At 42.3% G+C, this 18,516-nt stretch carries 16 protein-coding genes; 6 read left to right on the top strand and 10 right to left on the bottom strand.

Annotated elements, in window-relative coordinates; genetic code table 11:
* Positions 1 to 245 precede the first annotated feature (245 nt).
* Positions 246 to 3,266: a TonB-dependent receptor domain-containing protein gene (locus CWB80_RS02615; RefSeq protein WP_138601717.1), complete on the top strand. Its 3,021-nt coding sequence runs from the start codon at positions 246 to 248 to the stop codon at positions 3,264 to 3,266.
* Between the two features lie 48 nt (positions 3,267 to 3,314).
* Here the strand turns inward: CWB80_RS02615 and zapE are convergent, their stop codons facing one another.
* A complete protein-coding gene (zapE, locus tag CWB80_RS02610) occupies positions 3,315 to 4,424 on the bottom strand; it encodes a cell division protein ZapE (RefSeq protein WP_138601719.1) in 1,110 nt (369 codons plus the stop codon).
* A 58-nt stretch (positions 4,425 to 4,482) separates the two neighbouring features.
* Between zapE and rsuA the strand changes: the two genes are divergently transcribed.
* Together rsuA and CWB80_RS02600 are read left to right on the top strand one after the other, a co-directional pair.
* Positions 4,483 to 5,181, top strand: a complete 699-nt coding sequence (gene rsuA / locus CWB80_RS02605; protein ID WP_138601721.1) for a 16S rRNA pseudouridine(516) synthase RsuA — start codon at positions 4,483 to 4,485, stop codon at positions 5,179 to 5,181.
* Between the two features lie 154 nt (positions 5,182 to 5,335).
* Positions 5,336 to 6,910 carry a methyl-accepting chemotaxis protein gene (locus CWB80_RS02600; RefSeq protein ID WP_138601746.1) on the top strand — a complete coding sequence of 525 codons (1,575 nt, stop codon included), beginning with the start codon at positions 5,336 to 5,338 and terminating at the stop codon, positions 6,908 to 6,910.
* Positions 6,911 to 6,971: 61 nt separating this feature from the next.
* On the opposite strand, the gene CWB80_RS02595 is transcribed toward CWB80_RS02600, so the two are convergent.
* The gene (locus tag CWB80_RS02595; RefSeq protein WP_063702994.1) at positions 6,972 to 7,754 is read right to left on the bottom strand and encodes a YggN family protein; all 783 of its coding nucleotides are present in this window, start codon (positions 7,752 to 7,754) and stop codon (positions 6,972 to 6,974) included.
* Between the two features lie 105 nt (positions 7,755 to 7,859).
* Complete coding sequence (locus tag CWB80_RS02590) at positions 7,860 to 10,289, bottom strand: zinc-dependent metalloprotease (protein ID WP_138601723.1); 2,430 nt, start codon at positions 10,287 to 10,289, stop codon at positions 7,860 to 7,862.
* A 160-nt stretch (positions 10,290 to 10,449) separates the two neighbouring features.
* On the opposite strand from CWB80_RS02590, the gene CWB80_RS02585 reads away from it, so the two are divergent.
* The gene (locus tag CWB80_RS02585; protein ID WP_063702990.1) at positions 10,450 to 11,418 is read left to right on the top strand and encodes a class 1 fructose-bisphosphatase; all 969 of its coding nucleotides are present in this window, start codon (positions 10,450 to 10,452) and stop codon (positions 11,416 to 11,418) included.
* A gap of 146 nt (positions 11,419 to 11,564) precedes the next feature.
* Here the strand turns inward: CWB80_RS02585 and CWB80_RS02580 are convergent, their stop codons facing one another.
* From CWB80_RS02580 to rplU, 5 genes are all read right to left on the bottom strand, one after another.
* A complete protein-coding gene (locus CWB80_RS02580) occupies positions 11,565 to 11,942 on the bottom strand; it encodes a DUF3718 domain-containing protein (RefSeq protein ID WP_054551017.1) in 378 nt (125 codons plus the stop codon).
* Between the two features lie 79 nt (positions 11,943 to 12,021).
* Entirely contained in the window at positions 12,022 to 12,501 is a 480-nt protein-coding gene (gene folA, locus CWB80_RS02575; protein WP_082389164.1) for a type 3 dihydrofolate reductase, read from the bottom strand.
* Between the two features lie 79 nt (positions 12,502 to 12,580).
* Complete coding sequence (gene cgtA, locus CWB80_RS02570) at positions 12,581 to 13,735, bottom strand: Obg family GTPase CgtA (RefSeq protein WP_054551016.1); 1,155 nt, start codon at positions 13,733 to 13,735, stop codon at positions 12,581 to 12,583.
* A gap of 162 nt (positions 13,736 to 13,897) precedes the next feature.
* The gene (gene rpmA, locus CWB80_RS02565) at positions 13,898 to 14,155 is read right to left on the bottom strand and encodes a 50S ribosomal protein L27 (protein WP_054551015.1); all 258 of its coding nucleotides are present in this window, start codon (positions 14,153 to 14,155) and stop codon (positions 13,898 to 13,900) included.
* A 16-nt stretch (positions 14,156 to 14,171) separates the two neighbouring features.
* Positions 14,172 to 14,483: a 50S ribosomal protein L21 gene (gene rplU / locus CWB80_RS02560; RefSeq protein WP_036965957.1), complete on the bottom strand. Its 312-nt coding sequence runs from the start codon at positions 14,481 to 14,483 to the stop codon at positions 14,172 to 14,174.
* A gap of 410 nt (positions 14,484 to 14,893) precedes the next feature.
* On the opposite strand from rplU, the gene ispB reads away from it, so the two are divergent.
* Positions 14,894 to 15,865, top strand: coding sequence for an octaprenyl diphosphate synthase (gene ispB, locus CWB80_RS02555; RefSeq protein WP_054562777.1), 972 nt, complete (start codon positions 14,894 to 14,896; stop codon positions 15,863 to 15,865).
* Between the two features lie 89 nt (positions 15,866 to 15,954).
* Here the strand turns inward: ispB and mdh are convergent, their stop codons facing one another.
* The gene (mdh, locus tag CWB80_RS02550) at positions 15,955 to 16,890 is read right to left on the bottom strand and encodes a malate dehydrogenase (RefSeq protein WP_054551013.1); all 936 of its coding nucleotides are present in this window, start codon (positions 16,888 to 16,890) and stop codon (positions 15,955 to 15,957) included.
* Positions 16,891 to 17,115: 225 nt separating this feature from the next.
* Here mdh and argR point away from each other — a divergent pair, with 225 nt between their 5' ends.
* Positions 17,116 to 17,583 carry a transcriptional regulator ArgR gene (gene argR, locus CWB80_RS02540; RefSeq protein WP_054551012.1) on the top strand — a complete coding sequence of 156 codons (468 nt, stop codon included), beginning with the start codon at positions 17,116 to 17,118 and terminating at the stop codon, positions 17,581 to 17,583.
* Here argR and CWB80_RS02535 read toward each other — a convergent pair.
* Entirely contained in the window at positions 17,580 to 18,479 is a 900-nt protein-coding gene (locus CWB80_RS02535) for a Dyp-type peroxidase (protein WP_054551011.1), read from the bottom strand. The genes argR and CWB80_RS02535 overlap by 4 nt on opposite strands.
* Positions 18,480 to 18,516: the final 37 nt, after the last annotated feature.

Genomic DNA, 18,516 nt, shown 5'->3' with positions numbered 1-18,516 from the left:
GAATTGCAATTTAATTAACAATAAGAATTTTCCTAACGCACTGTTTTTAAATGAATAGATATTCAATAGATATAAAATAGAGACATAAACGAGCAACCTAAGATTGTAGTTAAGTTCACATTTCTATAATTATTTTAACGTCAATACCGACCAACCAGAGTGTTGTTCGCTGTAAATTTTAACTGCCCTTAAAAAGAGCATCACTCTGGTTCTAAAAACTAAAAATATAACAACTAGGAACGCCTGTGAGAAATTTACTAACCAAACCTTGTGCCATTGCACTTGCCGTTGCCAGTGGTTTTAGTCAACATGCTTTTGCAGATGAGGCTGAAATAGCTCGCACTGCCAATACCACCCCAACAGCCAATGAGCAAACTGAAGAACCTGAAAAAATTGTCGTAACAGGTTCACGAATAAAGCGTGATAGTTTTTCCATTTCAACCCCCTTAGTAACGATGGATCGTGACGCTATTTCCGATACAGGATTAAGCAACTTATCAGATATTTTAGTTGATAACATGCCAGCTCTTAGCGAGAGCATCGGTAACACCACCAGCCAATCAAGCGTTTCAACTACCGGTTTATCGACAGTACAACTTCGAGATTTAGGCGCTAACCGTACCCTTACATTGATTGATGGTCGTCGTGTTGTTTCAAACAGCTACAGTGGCAACTATGTCAGTTTAAATACCATTCCTAGCGGTATGGTTGAGCGCGTTGAAATAATCAGTGGTGGCGCTTCTGCAACTTATGGTGCCGATGCTGTGGCCGGTGTTGTTAATATCATCACTCAATCAAAAAAAGAAGGGTTTGATTTTAAAGCTAAAACTGGCGAGTCAACTGAAGGAGGCAGTAAAGAGTTTAGCCTCGATTTAAACTATGGTACGTCATTCGATGATGGTCGCGGCTATGCTTATTTCAGTTCAAACTGGGACCGTGATTTCGGGATGACTTTTTACGACCGTAAACGCGCACAAATAGAAGATAGCTACGATTACGATAAAGATCGCATGTGTAATGTAATGCAAACAGCAGATGGCGATCAATGTATGCGCGACATCACGCAAGCTGATTGGGTGAGTAAAAGTGATGGTCTTCCTGGTGGTGTGTTTTTAGAAAATGGCAAAAACGACACACAGTTCTGGTACGACGGACAAACCCTGCGTGATGATTGGAAAGGTAATGAAGAAATTTATGGTATCAATTCAAATCAGTATGTAATGCTTGATGTACCAAGCGATAACTTCTCTACTGCAGTTAAAATTGATTATGACCTTACTGACAATGTGATGTTTTACGCGCAAGTGCAATACAGTGACAGTGATTCGTTCAATCATAAATCACCAGAAGACGAATATGAGGGTGCCACAGCACCGCAGTTTGATCCGGCTACAGGTGAGCCTTTAGGGCTTGTAAAACCGGGTTATATTCCAATTGACAATCCGTATGTTCCACAAGAGATTCTTGATGCAAACCCATACAAAGACCGTATTTATTGGGATCGTCGCTTTCATGAGGTTGGTAACATCACTACTGACAATAGTCGAAAAACTATTCGCAGCTGGGCTGGCCTTCAAGGCACTCTATTTAATGACGAGTGGGACTGGGATTTTTCAGTCAGCTATGGTCGATTTAAACAACATCAAGTACGAAGCAATGAATTAAATACAGTTAGACTTAATCAAGCTTTACAAGCTGAAGAGTTAGCTGATGGCACAATTCAGTGTATTGATGAAGCGGCTCGCGCAGAAGGCTGTGTAGCAATTAACTTATTTGGTGAAGGCTCTATTACCGAAGAGATGGCCGCTTGGATCCGCAGCAACCCAATTATTGATACCGAGATAAAACAATATGGTGCGGTAGGCTACATTACTGGTGACCTGTTTGAGCTCCCTGCAGGGCCAGTTGCAGCTGTGTTTGGTGGTGAATACCGCAAAGATAGCCAAGACCTCAAAACCAGTGATGATATAAAAGCAGGCGGTATTACTTTTAATTATGTGCCTACTTTTTATGGTGAAGTTGATGTATATGAAGCTTTTGCTGAGCTTGCACTACCGCTTTTAAGGGATGCAACATTTGCAAAGTCACTTGATACAGACCTATCTTTACGTGTAGCTAACTACAGTATGAATAATGTCGGGACTGTTGCCAGTTATAAATTAGGCGTAATGTGGGAAATTACTAACGGCTATGCTTTTAGAGCTAACTATGCCCGTGCTCAACGTGCTCCAACTATCACAGAATTATTATCACCACCACGCGGCGACTATGACAGCTATGATGATATCTGTGATGGTCTAACAGCTACATCAACTGACGCAGGGCATGATAACTGCCGCAAAGAGCCAACACTTGCAGCCCTAATTGCAGAAGATCCTAACTTTGAATTTGATGATGATAACAACCGTTATTCACCGGGTGTGGGTAATAAAGAGCTCAAAGAAGAAACCGCTGATACCTATACTTTCGGTGTGAGTATTGCCCCTCAGTTTATCCCTGATTTTAATCTTGCGATTGATTTTTATGACATATCTGTCTCTGATGCTATCTCTGAATTAAGTAATGATAATATTCAACGAGAGTGTTATGACTCAGGTACACAATGGGGTGAAAATAATTCTTTTTGTAATGATATTACCCGTAATGATGAAGGTAATATCATTGAAATAGTACAACGTAAATACAACCTCGATGAGCTAACTGCACGTGGTTATGATGTTTCAGCTCAGTATGAATATGATTTACAAAGTTTAGGTCAGTTGGCATTTAAACTTGACTACAATCATGTCATCGAGAACTCGCAAACATACCAAAGCCCTGATGGCGGTAAAGTGACTACACATTATGCGGGCTATGGCGAAAGTAAAGATAAAGCTTCAATGTCTTTAACTTGGCGAAAAGATGAGTTACGGATCCGTTGGCGCACTAAATACTTAGGCTCATTTAAAGCAAGCCAAAGTAGAGAAGAAGAATACTTAGGCTACTTAGCAGATAATGATGAACGCTGCGCAGAAGGAAGCGATGAATGCGTTACAAACCCTGAAAAACTAGCTTTTCAAGATTACGGCTCATACCTAAGACATGATTTGTCAGTTTCTTATAAATTAGAACTGTCTAACAAAAGTGATTTACGTTTATTTGGTGGTGTGAATAACCTTTTTGATAATAAAGGGGACTTTTACCCATCAGGCCGCGGTAATTATTATTCAAAATACGGTGGTGGCAAGGGGCGCTATGCATACATAGGTGTATCATACAGCTTCTAGCCTCAGCGCTCGAAAATAAGAAGCACGCCTCAGTGGCGTGTTTCTTTATCAATGCCAGCTTTGCATCTCAACTAATCGAGACTCGGTACGCGCATATTCAAATGCCAGTTTTTGTCCTTGATATAAATCGCTAATGCCCACCTCGGCCGAAATCACCAATAATCGGCTGCGATCATAAAACTCATCAACCAAAGCAATAAAGCGCCGCGCTTCATCATCTAAAAAGTGTTCTTGTAAATCCTGCTTTTCTCGCTGGTAGCTATCTTCAATACCATGCACAATTTGTTTGCCTGTGGCTCCGCGCCCCATTACAGGCACATTGAGTAAATAAACACGCTGAAAACGCTCTGCCAAATCAATATAATCCGCGGTACTTCTAGGTCCTGAGCAAAGCGCCATAAAATCAAACATAATGGCGTCTTGAGCGAGCAAGATACAGCTAAGCTCGCGATGGCAAACCTCTATCGCTGTTTGCCTTTGTATTACTTGCTCTTGCTTTAAAAAGCGCTCTGTTAGCGCCTCTTTGTTATTAATAAAATAATGTGCGGTTTGTTTGCCAAAGCGAAAGCGATGATCTGTATCGCCTTCAACACTTAAAACATGGCAATGCTCATTTAATAAATCGATAGTGGGTAAAAACCGTGCTCGCTGTAAACCGTTGCGATATAACTGCTCCGGTTGACAGTTCGACGTTGCCACTAACACTACTTGTTGCTCAAACAGGGCTTTGAATAAGCCACCTAAGATCATGGCATCGCCAATATCAGACACAAAAAACTCATCAAAACAAATCAAGCGAATGTGCTCTGCCCACTCTTTAGCAATCACCGTCAGCGGATTTTTCTGCCCTTGCAGCTGAGTTAAGCGCTCATGCACTTGCTTCATAAAATGATGAAAGTGCAAACGCTGCTTAGCTTCAATATCAACAAGCTTGAAAAACACGTCCATTAACATGGATTTACCACGCCCTACTGGACCATACAAATAAACCCCTTTTATTGGCTTAGCGCTTTGCCACCAATGGCTTGGTGCAGCCAGTTCTATGGCTAGATTATCCAGAGCATTAATCGCTGTGCGCTGGGCACGGTCTTCTTGCAAATCACCTTTGGCTATTTGTGCTTGGTAATGCTGTAATATTTGTCCTTGGTGTACTGTCATAGGTAACTAGTATCCGCTATACTCGCCGCCATTGTAGCCGACTAAAAATGTGATCCCAATGAAATTTCCATGCCGTTTAGATAAATTTATTAGCCATATTGCCGAGTTACCTCGCAGTAAAACCAAAGCAGGTATCAAACGTAAATACGCCACCGTTAATGGCGAGGTGATCACCTCATTTGATTATTCAATCAACCAAGATGACGATGTGCGCTGGCAAGGCGAGCCACTGGTATTTTTAGGCAAACGCTACTTCATGCTCCATAAACCAGCTGGCTATGTGTGTGCCAATAAAGATGACCTTCACCCGACTGTATTTGATTTACTTGATGAACCAAATATGAGCGACTTTCATGTTGCAGGCCGTTTAGATATCGACACCACAGGGTTAGTGATCATCACCAATGACGGCGACTGGTCACACAAAATTACTGCACCAAAGCATAACAAATTCAAAACCTATTTAGTTGAAACTCAAGAACCTATTGATGAAGAAGCCATTGCAGCGTTAGAGCAAGGGGTGCAATTGCACAACGAAAAAGAGCTAACTCGCCCTGCGGTTGTTGAAAAACTTGCAAGCTACAGCTTACGCCTTTCAATTTGCGAAGGTAAATACCATCAAGTTAAGCGAATGCTTGCGGCTGTAGGTAATAAAGTTGTTGAATTACATCGTGAAAAAATAGCTGGCATCACCCTCGATGAAAGCCTTGCAAGCGGTGAATATCGTGCCCTCACAGAAGCCGAACTAAAGCTCTAAATAGGTACTTGAGCAAAAGTCATGATAACGCTGTCATTTCTCCTTAATAAAACCAGACAAACGTGGTAAAAGTTAACAGGGGAAATAATAAAGGAGGCTGACTGTGTTATCAGGATTAGCTTTAAAAACAAAAATCACCTTATTTGCTATCGCTATGTTTATTGCGTTATCGGCGATAGCATTACTTGGCTTACAATCTTTACGCCATGCCAGCGAAAGCGACAACATCGCCCGTATCAACCAGCTCATGAAGAGCACCACCAATATTGTTGAGCAATTTGAGTTGATGGTTAAAAGCAATCAACTCGAAGAAGCACAAGCAAAGAAACTCGCTATTCAGGTACTTCGAGAAAATAAATACCACGACTCAGAATATGTGTATGTCGTCGACAACAACTTAGATTTTGTCGCCACTCCGCACGACCCAGAACTACACGGCACCAGCTTTAACGATTTTAAAGATGCCAGCGGCAACAGTATCGGCCGTATGGTCGAAAATCTCGTGGGTAACACGACCAATAAAATCATCACCTATCACTGGGATTCAGTGCGAGATGGTGAAACCGTTGATTTAACCTCTGTAGTACAAAAAACACCGCTGTTTGGCTGGTATGTTGGTACAGGCATTAGCGCCAAAGAAGTTGATGAACGTTATTGGAATACTGCAAAGTGGCTGCTGGGCTTATCTATGCTTATTGCCATTGCGCTGACCTTTGCCATTGCTCGCTTTGGCTCATCACTCACCAATGCCTTAGGCGGCGAAATTGATGAAGTAATTGGTATTGTTAAGAATGTCTCTCGTGGCAACTTAAACTCACATATTCGCCAAGATACCCCACCTGAAAGCATTATTGCAGCCATGCATTATATGCAGCAAGGGTTACGCGGCGTTGTTGGTGGCATTAAAGGGGTTACAGATAGCTTAAAAAATCAAAGTGTCGATAACGAATATCGCTCTGTTGAGCTCGACAAACTCACTCGTAGCCTAAACGAAGAAACTCAAATGGTAGCTTCAGCTATTACCGAGTTAACAGCCTCAGCACAAACTGTTGTAGAACATGCTGAGCAAGCCGCTTACTCAGTGCAAGAAGCTGAGCAACAAGGTCAAAGTGCCAGCCACTTAACCAGCGAGGCTGCTGATACCATCGCGCTTTTAGAGCAGCAAATTGACAGCGCTGGTAATAATATTCAAGTGCTTGATGATGAAGTAAATAACATCGCAAATGTGCTGAGTGTTATTCAAGGTATTGCCGAACAAACTAACTTACTTGCGCTTAATGCGGCAATAGAAGCTGCCCGTGCAGGTGAGCAAGGACGAGGTTTTGCTGTGGTTGCTGATGAAGTTCGTGGGCTTGCCCAACGCACACAGACCAGCACTGAAGAAATCCGCAATATGATTGGCAAACTACAAGCTGCAACCCAAGATGCCAAGTCATCTGTTTCGCTCAGTATGAGTACCAGTGAACAAACCGTAGAAAAATCGACTAAAGCCAATGAAGAACTAAAACGCGTTGCCAGCTCACTCAGCGCAATCGCGCAAATGAGCCATCAAATAGCTATTGCTGCAAAAGAGCAGCTTGATGCTGGTGAAGACACCGCCAAGCGCATCGTAACTATCTCAGACACGGCTTCACAAACGGCTAATGTATCTAATCAGGCTCATACAGCAACCGATTTGATCAAAGGCCTTACTAGCGATTTAGAAACTGAAACCGCTAAGTTTAGCTAATTCAAACAAGTAAAAACGAAAAAGCCCAGCAACTGCTGGGCTTTTTCGTTTTAAGTTCGTATTAAGACTTTATTTGTACCAAATCAAAATCGGCCATCCCCGGCACCATTTGTTGTAATCGTGACTCAGTGACATCTAATGAGTTCAAACACTCACAGTATTCTGAGGCTTTCATCTCTAATTGCTCTGCTTTCTTTTGTAGTGATTTATCAATTTCTTTTGAGATGATATCCATACGCTGCCCCATATCATTGATACGGTCTTCGATGTTACCTTCGCGCGATTTAAAGGCATCACCTAGCGAAACTAAAATAGCGCCAAGTGAACCGTGAACTGCAGAGTGAATTTTTTGGCTGATTTCTTTGGTAAAAAAGTCATCGATTTTCGACAGCGACTGCGGAGCAATAAAGAAAAAGTCATCGCCACGCTTAAATTTATCCATTAGTGCACGCTCAACATATTGCAGTTGAGTTTTTAGCACTTCAGGCTCTTTGTCTGACATGCCCTCAACAACTTGCTCGATAGCACTTAAGCCAAGGTTTACACCATCGGTCGCTAAGTCAACAAGTTCAGGGACGGTTTGCCTAATACCCCGACTGAACTGCTCCACAACTTTGCTTTCTTCAGGGCTTAAATCAACCCAATAACCTCGTATAAACAATTGGTTATCGTTGTTAATCTGTACGCGAGTTTGACCTTTATCAACAATACGAATGACATCATCGGTGATGATCAAGCCATGACTTAGCTCTACATCGCATTGTTTTTTTTCTAGGGTTGCGTAGCTGGAAAAGCTAGAGAATGTAATGGCCGCTGCTAACAACGAGCGAGAAAAGAACGCCATATACACCTCAAAAAGACAAAAAAGGAAGGCCGCTAGATTAGCAAATATCCAATTTTATGCAAGTAAAACGCCTAGCTATGCTAGGCGTCTTAAAAGAAAGGTGAGTTAAATTGGTGAGCCCGGTGGCATTGGCAACACTTTAAAGTTTGCAGGCCATTCACCGTTTTCTAAAAAGTGACTGATTTGCTCGCTTAAATATTGCTTAAATGCACTGTTGCCAACGGATACACTGCCTAGCATTGATTCTTGCTGGTAACTCTTTGCAAGTTTAGCTAAGTAGTAACGAAGCTGAGCTTGTACTTCGGGTGCCACCTCATTGCTAGCAACTAAGTCGGCAAATTGTTTCGCCGTTAAAAGCTGCACACGTTGGCTAATTTTACCTGCCATCCCTGAGGCAGTTTTTTGTTCGAAAACTTGCTGATAAGTTTGTGCTAATAACGCATCTAAACCATAAAATGCATCGCTTCGTGCTTGCTGCTGCGCTAAACGGTTAATGCGTTGGCTATTAAAAAGTAAGCTCAAGCTATGTGCTGCAGCAACCTCAGGCAGTGCCATCGCATCGAGCGTTAGTCCTGTGCGACCAACAATGCTCTCCCGTGATTTTGATTCACCATACGCTTTTGGTGGAATAAGGGCTAATACTGACTCAGGCAAAACAAGGTTCTCAGCTTTTAATGTCGCAAGTACGGCATCCACTGCCGCTTGCTGTGTTTGCTTTGCCACAACCTGTGCCCCTTTTGGTTGTGAACCATCACGAACTTCGTACTCGTAATTTACACCGGCAATTAATTTAACCGCCGCTTCAACTTGATAGCGGTGGAACAAATAAAGTGGCACCAGCATTTCTTCTAGTTGTGATAAAGCAGTGCCCGTTTTGATGTTTTCGATACCAAAGCTCGTCAGCGCTTGTTTACGAACATCTAGTACCCGCATAAGCTCATCACTCGGTGAACTGCCGTTATCCCATAAATGCCCAGTTGGGTGAGCGCCCCCTTGAGCGCGGGCATCACTGTCTGAGATAAACTCCAGCCCTTTGCTTTTGTTCTCGGCTAAAATAGCAGCCAATTGCTGTGCTTCATCTTGATTAGTGAAATCGCTATAACCGTATTTAATAACTTGGGTATCCCACACGCCCATGCCAGCAGCATAGCCTCGGCTTACATCTAATTTACCTTGCTCATCAAAGCTCAGTAGTGGGTGTGGATAATCCATTACAGAGGCTCTGTCTGCCACTGACGCTGCAAAGTTATGCGAAATACCTAAAGTATGTCCAACTTCATGAGCGCTTAATTGACGGATGCGCTCAAGTGCCATAGCTTGTAAACGCTTAGCTACTTCATTGCCTTCAAAATAGGGAGCTGCTAATGCTTCTGCAATTAGGATATCTTGACGAACACGCAGTGAACCCAGTGTCACATGACCTTTGATAATTTCGCCAGTTCGAGGGTCAATCACTGAACTGCCATACGACCAACCACGGGTTGCACGGTGCACCCATTGAATTACGTTGTAGCGAATATCCATAGGGTCGGCATCATCAGGGAGCACTTTAACGATAAATGCGTTCTTATAACCTGCTGCATTAAAGGCATCATTCCACCATTTAGCACCATCAAGTAACGCTGTTTTAACTGGCTCTGGTACGCCCGGATCTAAGTAATAAACAATCGGTTCAACGGGCTCGCTGATTGGCAGGCTCGGATCTTTTTTTGCTAAACGATGACGCGGGATGTAACGCACATACATAGACTCACCCAGCGCTGCCGCATAATCTTTGTGCTCAATGCTCCAAAAACCTGCTTGAGGGTGAAACTTGCGCGGGGTGTAGTTATCGTCCGGTAACTCAATTAATGAGTGATGCATATGCACTGTCAGTGCATAAGGGTCGGCACTCACTTGGCGTACATACTTACCCGGGTTATTTCCTTGAAAAGTAAGCACGGCTTCTAATTCAGTATTTTTTTCAAATGCTTTTGAGCGTGCTAAATAAACTGCACTGCGGTTGCTATCTAAATTAAAACTTCCCTGCCCGGTTGCCGATAAACGGGGGCTCACACCATGAACATCGCTTAATAGGTAAGGTGTATAATCAACTAATACAGCAGTGTCTGACTGAGCTACAACACTAAAGCCCGCTAAAATACTTGATGCGAACGCCTCTTTAATACTTTGTTGTTCCGCAAGGTTATTAGTATTAGCGCGGTAATAAGTATTGATGGCTCTTAGCATCACCTTATCGCCAAAACGCTCAAATTGAACTAAGTGAGTATCGCCTAACTGACCACGATCTAAGCCAATATCATTTGAACCAACACCGTAAGGTAGGCTTTGTTGTAATAAAAATTGTTGCTCGAGTTTATCCACCTCAAGATACAATTTGCCGTTTTCTGTGTCGTAGTAAAATGAAAAATAGCCTGAAAAATGAGTCATTTTTTCAGTAAAATCATTTATAGACTTAATTGCTGCGTGTGCTTGAGTTATCATAGTAAGTAGCACAGCTAAGAGCAGATATCGTAGTAATGGTATTTTTTGCATGATCTTATCTTTGTTATTCGCGTTTTAAATACTGTATAGGTATTAAGCAGTATAAAGTACCGCCAAGAAAAATCAGCTATTTAAGACGAAATTCAGCGCTTGCTAAGACATTCTCTCTCACACTAAAAATGTCTGGCTACAACGTTATCAGGAAAATAGAATGCGTAGACTCCCACCGGTATTGTTAGAAGATGGTTGCCCTCGTGAACTGATCTCATTGATCAGAACGGTACTTGCGGCATGTAAAGAAATTTCATTTCGTGTTGGTCAAGGCGCCCTATCTGGCGTATTAGGCTCAACCCTAGACGAAAACATTCAGGGTGAAACACAGAAAAAACTCGATGTTCTAACTAACCAACTTTTAAAAGATATTTTATTAGAATCGGGCTACGTAAAAGCCATTGCCTCTGAAGAAGAAGACTTCACCGTTGCGGGTAATCCAGATGCCAACTACATTGTTGCATTCGACCCACTTGATGGCTCATCAAATACTGATATCAACTCACTCGTTGGTACGATTTTCTCAATTATGGCGGCGCCTGAAGGGGCTGATCCGGCTGATCCTAGTATTTTTATGCAACCGGGTAAAAACCAAGTTGCAGCGGGTTATGTATTATATGGCCCATCAACCGTGCTGGCGTTAACAACTGGCAAAGGCACACGCTTTTTCACCTTAGATAAAACGCACGGTACCTTCTTATTAACACAAGATTTTGCAAGCGTACCTGAAGAGACCAGCGAATTTGCTATCAATGCTTCAAACCAACGCCATTGGCAACCTGCGATGCAAAATTACATCAATGACTTAATTGCTGGTGACACAGGCCCACGTGGTCGTAACTTTAACATGCGCTGGATTGCTGCAATGGTGGGTGATGTGCACCGTGTATTATGCCGTGGTGGTATTTTTACTTACCCAACCGACACGAAAGATCCAAACAAACCAAACAAATTACGTTTATTATACGAAGCAAACCCAATGGCAATGTTAATCGAACAAGCTGGCGGCATAGCTTCTACAGGCACTGAGCGCATCATGGACATTCAACCTGACGCTATTCACCAACGTGTGGCGGTGATATTAGGTTCGAAGAACGAAGTAGAAACCTGTTTAAGCTACCATAAATAACAAGCAGTAAATGCCTCAAACTGGAAGGCTTCAACTTTAGAAGCTTCCAGTTTTTAATAAACGAGAGATTCTCAACAAGTTACTTACCTTACAGGCACAAAAAAACCGCAACGAGTGCGGTTTCTTAAATTCTTTTGGCGCTTAAATTAAAGGCCTGCGCGGTCTTTAATAACAGCGATTAGTGGTGAACCACCGTGACCGTTCGACTCAGCCCAAGCAATATCAGCACCATCTTCTAAAGAGCTTTTTGATAAGTTCTTAACAATATACTCACCAGTATCTGCCGCGCCGCTTTCGATTGCATGACGAAGCATGTTATTGCCATTGCATTTCACAGCATCAAAAATGTTACGAATTTTCACACGTGAGCTTTTAAGCTTACTACGCAAACGGTTTTTATCATCAGCTGCGATATATTCACAGATAGAAACCGCTAATTGATCATCAGCTTTTGCTGGTGCTGTATACGCAACTGACGCTGATACAACAGCCGCTGCAAGTAACATATTTGGTAACTTCATCATATTTTGCCCTTATGTAATACTTTTTTCTTACCAAGATTGTGTAATATTGTACCAACTAATTAATTTTACCGCAATAATGTTACGAATTTTTGTACAGGGTTACAAAAGTATACGAGTGAGGGTTTTTGTTATCAGGCTGATGCTTTTCTTGCTCGGCAACTGTCCAATTAGCAACACTTTCGTAATCTGGGAACTGCGTATCACCTTCCACTTCAAGGTCGATAAAAGTTAAGTATAGACGATCTGCTTGAGACAGGAATTGTTCGTATATATTTCCGCCACCAATAATCATTACTTCTTCAACATCAGCAACCAATTCCAGCGCAGCCTCTGGTGAAGTAACCACCTCAATACCTTCAGCTGTGTAATCAGCATTACGCGTGATAATAATATTTTGACGACCCGGTAAAGGCCGACCTATTGATTCAAATGTTTTACGGCCCATGATCACAGGCTTTGCCATGGTTACTTTTTTAAAGTGTTGCAGATCGGCGGGTAAATGCCATGGCATTTGGTTGTCTTGGCCAATTACTCGGTTATTTGCCATCGCAGCAATCATTGAAATTTTCACACTAAACCTTAATACTTTTTTCTTATTAATAAAAAAGGAGCGCATGGCTCCTTTTCAGTTTTAAATTTTATCGTTGGTAGATAACTTCCACATCGTAGTCATCATCATCCCAGTCGTCATCCCAATCATCATCATCTTGAGAGGTCGCTTTCTGATGATAAGTATCCCACTTAAATTCAACTTCTTCTTTCTCTTCTTCAGCGAATTTCTCTTTCGGCATACTATCAAGTAGCGCCATAATGTCATGACACAATGCTTGAGTATTTTGTTTATTCGCAGCAGAAATACGGTAAACATTAACCTCTTCACCTAGCTCTTCGGCAATTTCATTACACAGGGCTTCAGCTTCATCTTCTGGTAATAGGTCAATTTTGTTAAATACTAACCAGCGCGGCTTTTCAGCAAGTTTAGGGCTGTATTGGTGTAGCTCATTAATAATCGCAAAGGCATTATCAACCGGGTTTGTACCATCAACAGGCATAACATCAATGATATGCAGTAATACACGACAACGCTCTAAGTGTTTTAAGAAGCGAATACCAAGGCCTGCGCCATCTGAAGCGCCTTCGATTAGACCTGGGATATCAGCAATTACAAATGACTTATTCGCATCTGGGCGTACTACACCAAGATTAGGAATAAGCGTCGTAAACGGGTAATCTGCCACTTTTGGTTTAGCTGCAGAAACACTGCGGATAAACGTTGATTTACCAGCATTTGGTAAACCAAGTAAGCCAACATCTGCAAGTAGCATTAGCTCTAGACGTAAGCTGCGAACTTCACCAGGTGTACCTAGTGTTTTTTGACGTGGAGCGCGGTTTGTACTTGATTTAAAACGTGCATTCCCCAAGCCATGGAAACCACCTTTTGCAACAACAACCTTTTGACCATGCTTGGTCAAATCACCTAATGACTCTTCAGTATCAACATCAATGATACGTGTACCAACAGGCACTTTAAGCGTTAAATCAGCGCCTTTTTTACCAGTCATGTTACGGCTTTGACCATTTGTGCCGCGCTCTGCTTTATGAAAACGCTCAAATTGGTAATCAATTAACGTATTTAAGTTTTCATCGGCTTGTAGATAAACGCTGCCGCCATCGCCGCCGTCGCCGCCATCAGGACCGCCATCTGGTACATATTTTTCACGTCGGAAAGATACGACACCGCTGCCGCCATCACCCGCGTCACAACGAATTTCTACTTCATCTACAAACTTCATGATTACTCACTTTAAGATTGGCTTGTTAATAACTCTATTATATACCTAAGTGCCCTATTCAGCACCCAATGCCAAGGCGCTTAGGTATATATTTATACGCACTATTATGTGCCTTAAAACAAAAAACCCCGCAAAGGCGGGGTTTTTCAAATATCGAGATGATTACTCAGCTACGATATTTACGTATTTACGGTTTAAAGGACCTTTCTGTTCGAATTGAACTTTACCATCTGCTTTTGCGAAGATAGTGTGGTCTTTACCGATACCTACGTTTGCGCCAGCGTGGAAACGAGTACCACGTTGACGAACAATGATGCTACCCGCTAGAACTGATTCGCCACCAAAACGCTTAACACCTAGGCGTTTGCTTTCTGAATCGCGACCGTTACGAGTACTACCAGCTGCTTTTTTATGTGCCATTTCTCAGTACCTCTAATTAAGCGCTAATGCCAGTGATTTTAACTTCAGTGAACCATTGACGATGGCCCATTTGCTTACGAGAATGCTTACGACGTCTAAATTTAACAATCTTAACTTTCTCACCGCGACCGTGTGAAACAACCTCAGCTGTTACTTTACCACCGTTTACGAACGGTACACCGATCTCGATTTTCTCACCATCAGCAACTAAAAGTACTGAATCAAATTCAACTGCTGCACCAGTTTCAACGTCTAATTTCTCAAGACGAATTGTTTGACCTTCAGTCACACGGTGCTGTTTACCACCACTTTGGAAAACCGCGTACATAATTAACTCCGTCTGTGCGCCCTCAAATCGACGCAACTAAAATATTCTTCAATAGGGCGCGAAGTTTACGCTAATGTGCAAAAACTAGCAAGCCTCTTTTTCGATAAAATGAATAAAAAATAGCTGCATTGAGAGCAATTCAATATTTTCCCCTATTCTATCCTAAAAACACCACATGCCAAGCGGTTTTTACGATCTCATGACAATTAAATTACGCTAATAATAGGCACCTTTAAAATTCAAAAAGCTGTTCACTTATTAATCAAGGTTATAAATTTATCTTGGCAAAATTGATCTCAAATAAAAAACTTTACAGTGTTTTTTTACTGAATCATCACAAAATATCGAGCAAGCGCTTTTTTTGTTGTACAATCAGCCCCGTATACCCATAAATATTGGCTCGGAGATCAATGGATATAAAAGCTATCCAGACGTTAATCGAAAATGAAATGGATGACGTCAATCAACTTATACATGCCCAAATGCGCTCAGATGTCGCATTGGTTAACCAACTCGGTTTATACATAGTAAACAGTGGCGGTAAACGCGTTCGTCCTATGTTGGCCATTTTAGCGGCAAAAGCACTTGGTTATGAGGGCAAAGACCATATTACGCTTGCCACTATCATCGAATTTATTCATACCGCCACTTTATTGCATGACGACGTTGTCGACGAGTCACATTTGCGCCGTGGTACGCCTACAGCCAACGCAGAGTTTGGTAATGCAGCTAGCGTTTTGGTCGGTGACTTTATCTATACACGTTCATTTCAGCTTATGGTTGGCCTAGGTAAAATGCCAATCATGCAAATTTTAGCGGATGCAACCAATGTCATCGCTGAAGGTGAAGTATTACAGCTAATGAACTGTAATGACCCTGACACCACAGAACAAAGCTATATGCAGGTTATTTACAGCAAAACGGCAAAATTGTTCGAAGCTGCAACCGGCCTTGCTGCAATTATTACCGAGCAAGACGAGCAAACCCTTGAAGCATTAAACTTATATGGAATGCATCTTGGCACTGCATTCCAATTAGTGGATGATGTACTTGATTACAACGCCGATGCCGAGCAACTTGGTAAAAACATTGGCGATGATTTAGCTGAAGGTAAACCTACCCTACCGCTTATCTACGCAATGCAAAAAGGCACACCAGAGCAAGTTAAGCTAGTACGCGAAGCTATTGAGCTTGGTAATGGTATGGACCATTTAGAAAGCATTCTAGCGGCATTAGCTGACACTAAAGCCCTTGAGTTTGCAATGCAAAAAGCTGAGCAAGAAGCTGACAAAGCAATTGCTTGTATTGCGTTCTTACCAGATACACCGTACAAACAAGCCTTAGAGAGTTTGGCCCGTATCGCCGTTGCCCGCGATCACTAAACACTATTTATTCGAGCCATTAAAAAAGCCTGCATTTGCAGGCTTTTTTGTTTTCGGCGATTTAAAAAATCGCCTATCATCTGTCGGAATTAACCGTTGATGAAATCAACACCTTCTTGGATGTCTTTGTTAAGTGTAGCTAGCATGTCGTTTTTAGCTTGCTCTTCGAATGCACTTAACTCACCGTAAGAAAGGATTTCTTCAACGCCGTTTTTACCTAGACGAACTGGGTGTGCGAAGTATGCTGCGTCACCGTTTTCAACTGCAACGTATGCGTAATCAACTACTTCTTCACCTTGTAAGCCTTTAACTAAAGACATACAGAAGCGTGCTGCTGCAGCACCCATAGAAAGAGTCGCTGAACCGCCACCCGCTTTAGCGTTAACAACTTCAGTACCTGCGTTTTGGATACGTGGAGTTAATGCCGCAACTTCTTCGTCAGTGAAAGTAACACCTTCAACTTGAGATAGAAGAGGAAGGATTGTCGTACCTGAGTGACCGCCGATCACTGGAACTTTAACGTCAGTTGCGCTTAAACCTTTAAGTTCAGCAACAAATGCTTCTGAACGGATCACGTCAAGCGTTGTGATACCGAATACACGGCCTGCATCGTAAGTACCCGCTTTTTTGAATACTTCAGCAACGATTGGCACTGTGCCGTTTACTGGGTTAGTGATGATACCTACTAACGCTTTAGGACAGTTTTTAACGATGCCTTCAGCTAATGTTTTGATGATACCTGCGTTTACGTTGAAAAGGTCCGCACGGTCCATGCCTGGCTTACGTGGCATACCCGCTGGGATAAGAACGATATCACAACCAGCTAATGCTGCGTCTAAGCTGTCAGCACCAAAGCCTTCAACTTTAACGTCTGTTGGGATGTGAGAAAGATCAACCGCTACACCAGGAACAACAGGGGCAACATCGTATAACGATAATTCAGAACCTGCAGGTAAACTTGTTTTTAATAATAAAGACAATGCTTGGCCGATACCGCCAGCTGCGCCTAAAACAGCAACTTTCATTGGAATTCTCCGTAATTTGAGGTAGGAAATATTTGTGGCCCTAAAGATAATGAAATTAGCGACTAAAAACAAATTTATCCTGCTTATTTCGCGTATAATTTCGACCATAGTTGTAAACTTGGCTGTAAAGACACAGCATTTTGGACGACTTTGTAAACTAATACTGCATAAATATGCAGAGTTGTGTAGAATTACCATACATTTTATGAATAAAGAAACGGCAACATGCAACCACAAGACAAACAAGAAGCACTGATCAAAGCGTTTAAAGCGCTATTAAAAGAAGAAAACTTCGGTTCACAAGGTGAGATTGTCGAAGCATTAAAAGAGCAAGGCTTTGATAATATTAGTCAAAGTAAAGTATCTCGCATGTTAAGCAAATTTGGTGCGGTACGTACTCGTAATGCAAAACAAGAAATGGTCTATTGCTTACCGGCTGAAATGGGTGTGCCAACAGCGAAAAGCCCACTGCGTCAGCTTGTTATTGATATTATGCATAACGAAATGATGATCATTATTCGCACCAGTCCAGGCGCAGCACAATTAATTGCTCGTTTACTTGATTCACTCGGTAAAGCAGATGGCGTACTAGGCACTATTGCAGGCGACGACACTATTTTTATCGCCCCTGCGAAGATTTCTGAAATCGATGTGACGCTCGATCGCGTGCGCACTTTATTCGATACCGTTTAAAGTTGCTTTAAGAAGTTTACTGACGGGGCGAAAAACGCAGATCCCATATCGGCTTGAGTAAAATCGAGCCAATGATCATAGCAATCGCCCTGCCCCAAGCGACTCTTTAATACCTGCTCAAACGCATCCCCTTGCGCAGCACACGAAACCATTAAAATTCCCTGCTTATGCACATCACCAAATGGCATGCTTTGGTTTAGCAAGAGAGGCTGGCCATGCTCATCTTTTAATTCACTACGAACCGCATGACTGGTTTCTACAGCAGGCACAATCAAGGTGTTATCTAGACGCGTGCGCCCCATGATTTGCTCTTGCTCTGATAACGATAAATGCTGCCAGACACTCAAATCATGCACAAAGCGCTGAACATGGATATAGCTGCCTTGGTCTTCAAAGTGACCCGGTTTGTCGATAAGTGCTGTACTACGCTTTTGACGGCCATGAGGTGTATCGCCTGCATAAATAAAGCCGTTAAAATCACGTCCATCTAAAAACCGAAAATTACGGACCTGCTCCACCAGCTCAACATCCGGTGTTAATAATTTTAGGATTTGCAGGGCAAATAGATGGTTTACATCTTCACGGTCTGAGCGAATTTGTACAAACAAATCAAATGGCTGGGCACTCATCACATGATCACTGTGAGTTACATTCGGAAAGCTTTGCAATTGACTAGGAATAAACTCGGGCAAGATATGCGGCCAATACTGAGCACCAAGGGCAACCACGCACGATAGCATGGCTTCTGAGAACTGATCAGCAAACTCATCTTGAATGACGCTAACGCGTTTTAGTTTTTTACGTAATGACTCATCGTGGCCATCGTAAACATTAAAAAACAGGTGCAAACCATGTAAGTTTGCTTCAGCACAAATCCCAGATTGCGCTTGCGCCATAGTGAATCCTTAGCTTCTCGTTATTTGCACAAAGCCA

The sequence above is a fragment of the Pseudoalteromonas sp. S1650 genome (genome assembly GCF_005887195.1).
Classification (GTDB): domain Bacteria; phylum Pseudomonadota; class Gammaproteobacteria; order Enterobacterales; family Alteromonadaceae; genus Pseudoalteromonas; species Pseudoalteromonas simplex.
Note: the sequence above shows the minus strand (reverse complement) of the source record. Positions and strands in the feature narration are given on the sequence as shown.